Origin of the sequence: Pedobacter sp., assembly GCF_035566355.1 — a bacterium.
Lineage (GTDB): Bacteria > Bacteroidota > Bacteroidia > Sphingobacteriales > Sphingobacteriaceae > Pedobacter.
The window spans coordinates 1-3,437 of the sequence record NZ_DATMRL010000356.1; the positions used below are offsets into that span (position 1 = coordinate 1).

3 protein-coding genes are annotated in these 3,437 nt (G+C 42.4%); all 3 read left to right on the top strand.

From position 1 onward, the window contains the following. A partial coding sequence (locus VNZ46_RS13685; RefSeq protein ID WP_325560650.1) for a RagB/SusD family nutrient uptake outer membrane protein occupies nucleotides 1–586 on the top strand: 586 nt, incomplete at its 5' end. A gap of 18 nt (nucleotides 587–604) precedes the next feature. Beyond that, a complete protein-coding gene (locus VNZ46_RS13690) occupies nucleotides 605–2,104 on the top strand; it encodes a glycoside hydrolase family 32 protein (protein ID WP_325560651.1) in 1,500 nt (499 codons plus the stop codon). Further along, on the top strand, nucleotides 2,101–3,437 hold a 1,337-nt coding region (locus VNZ46_RS13695), incomplete at its 3' end, for a glycoside hydrolase family 32 protein (RefSeq protein ID WP_325560652.1). The genes VNZ46_RS13690 and VNZ46_RS13695, both read left to right, overlap by 4 nt.

Sequence of the window (3,437 nt, forward strand, 5' to 3'; positions counted from 1 at the left end):
TATTTTTCAAACTTCCTGGGCACGTGCACCTCAGATCTATGGTCCGCACCTGAGTATGAAAGAGACTGTTTTACCAGATGATCCGGCTTTTAAAAAGTTCCCTCCATTTATGTCGAGCGGAAAGAACTGGGCTATTATCCGTTATGCAGATGTACTTTTATTTAAGGCTGAGGCATTGATTGAATTGGGCAGAGCGCAGGAAGCCTTGCCGCTGATCAACCAGGTTCGCCAGCGGGCTATAAACAGTGAATCTTTACTTAAACAGGCCAATGGCAATACCATTTCTAACTATAAGATAGATACTTATAAACCTGGAGTAAACTGTACCTGGACTGTCGATTTTGCCCGTCAGGCCCTAAGGTTTGAGCGCCGCCTGGAATTTGCAATGGAGGGTTATCGTTTCTTTGATCTGGTACGATGGGGTATTGCAGCAGAGTATATGAATAGCTATTTTGCAATTGAAAAAACCAGGAAGCCACATCTTCTGGATGCAGTGTTCAAAAAGAACCGCGATGAATATTTGCCCATCCCGCTAAATCAGATCAATTTTAGTAAAGGATTATATAAACAAAATACAGGCTGGTAGATTTAAGCGTAAATTAAAATGAAATATATAACATCCTTAATATTATTGTTGTTCAGTGTTTTGACTGCCTTTAGTCAGAGCACTGATACATCACAATGGAGGCCGCTGTATCATTTTACTGCAGCTAAAAACTGGATCAATGATCCCAATGGTCTTATTTTTCTGAATGGGGAATATCACTTGTATTATCAGCACAACCCCTTTGAAAATAAATGGGGACATATGAGTTGGGGGCATGCCACCAGCAGGGATCTGCTCAACTGGAAGCATCTGCCTGTAGCTATTCCGGAAGTAGTGAGTAAAGACACCACAACCTGGATCTTCTCCGGTTCGGCAGTACTGGATACTAAAAATACCAGTGGTTTTGGCAAAAACGGAAAGGCTCCCTTGGTCGCTGTCTACACAGCCGATCAGCCTGCTCAAAAAAAGGAATCTCAGTTTATTGCTTACAGCAATGATGGTGGGCTGAGTTTTACACCTTACGCCAAAAATCCGGTCATCGACCTGCACCGGAAAAACTTCAGGGACCCTAATGTATTCTGGCACCAACCAAGCCAGCAATGGGTGATGAGTGTTGCCGTTCCAGATGATTTTATAGTTAAATTCTATGGGTCTAAAGATTTAAAAGACTGGTCTTTATTGAGTGATTTTGGTCCGTCGGGCTATAAGAAACACGATTGGGAGTGCCCATCATTGGTTCCTTTAGCTGTTGATGGAAATCCTTCCCATATAAAGTGGGTGCTGATGGTTTCTTCTGGCGGAGATAAAGGCCCTCTTATACAGTATTTTATAGGTGATTTTGATGGGAAAACCTTTAAAAATGATTATCCTGAAAAGATACTTACTGTAGACTATGGAGATACCTTTTATGCGGCTATTCCATGGAGAATGGATAAAGGCGTACATACTTTGATTGGCTGGCTCATGCCGGGAGGACAGGAAACTTCCCCATGGAAGGGGCAAATGTCTGTTCCCAGAGATCTTTCTTTAAAAACAACCAGCGAAGGACTGAGGTTATTTCAGCAACCCTCTGCCGTATTCAGCAAGGCAGTAAAAGCAAAATATGTCAATAAACAACACGTTTTGTCCCATATAGTTATTGGAAGTCAGGATCGCCCCTTGCCTGAAGCCGGTAAGGGAAATGCCTATTGGATTGATGCGGAATTTTCAATGGGCGAAGCCAGCAGAGCAGGTTTTAAAATTGCGCAGAATGCAGATGCTTCAAAGGAAATCATCGTTGGTTATGATGCGCCTAAGCAAGAGTTATATGTCGATTTTACACGTAGTGAAAGGGGCAGGAAGCCAGATGGTAATTTGCTGCAGACCATCTCTTTAAAATCTTCAGGTAATTTAAAACTTCAGATCATGGTAGACAAATCTTCCCTGGATATATTTGCTGGTCATGGAGAAAAGGTATTTACTTCACTGATCTATCCGGACCAGGATGCTGCCGGTGTTTCTGTATTTGGAGCAGGATCTAAATTTATCAAGTTGAACATATTAAACATGGACAAATGAGTATAAGAAATAGAATATTTACACCCGTTCTGTTGGGGATCCTGTTGAGCTATCATGTTCAGGGGCAGTCAGTTCAAAAAGAGGCGGAGAAATACCGTCCGCAAATTCATTTTACACCCCAGGCCCACTGGATGAACGATCCGAATGGAATGGTATACTACAAAGGGAAATATCATCTGTTCTATCAGCATTTTCCAGGTGGAAACAAATGGGGGCCTATGCATTGGGGCCATGCCACCAGTACAGATCTGGTTCATTGGAAACACCTGCCTATAGCGTTGTATCCAGACAGCTTCGGCTATATTTTTTCTGGCAGCGCTGTAGTGGATGAAAAAAATACTTCGGGATTCGGTAAAGACGGTAAAGTGCCTCTGGTGGCTATCTTTACACACCATGATCCTAAAGGAGAAAAGGCCGGAAGGAATGATTTTCAGAACCAAAGCCTGGCCTATAGTTTGGACGAAGGAAAAAGCTGGACAAAATATGATGGAAATCCGGTATTGCGTAATCCCGGTATTGTAGATTTCAGAGATCCTAAGGTGATGTGGTATGAAGCAGGCAAAAAATGGATCATGACCCTGGCTACGAAAGATCGCATCACTTTTTATGCTTCTCCAAATTTAAAGGATTGGACCAAAGAAAGTGAGTTTGGGGCTCATGAAGGCGGTCATGGTGGGGTGTGGGAATGCCCGGACTTGTTTCCTCTAAAATTAGAAGGCAAAACCCATTGGGTACTGATTGTGAACATCAACCCCGGTGCACCGAATGGCGGTTCGGGAGGACAGTATTTTATAGGTGATTTTGATGGAAAACATTTTACACCTATAGACAACAAGACCAGATGGCTGGATTATGGTACAGATGACTATGCCGGTATTACCTGGTCAAATACAGGAGAGCGAAAGATCTTTATGGGGTGGATGAACAACTGGACCTATGCCAATGAAGTGCCAACAACAAGCTGGAGAGGAGCTGCTACCTTACCAAGAGAGCTGAAGCTGGAGAAAGTGAATGGAGAAGTGGTATTGAAAACTCTTCCTGCTAAAGAATTGGATAACATTGCGTTGAAGTCAGTATCTCAATCTAATGTTCAGGTTAAAAACAGGCTTAAACTTGTACAAGGGAATGCCTTGAAAAGTCCATTTAAACTGGAACTCCAGGCAGATCAACTGAAAAACTTTGCGCTTTCTTTAGAAAATGAACTGGGTGATAAACTGATCTTTGGTTATGATGAAAAGACCAATAGCTATTTTATTGACCGCTCTAAATCCGGAGACATCAGTTTCAACCAGGAATTTAAAAAACTGCATACAGCACCGAGAATTGGAAATGG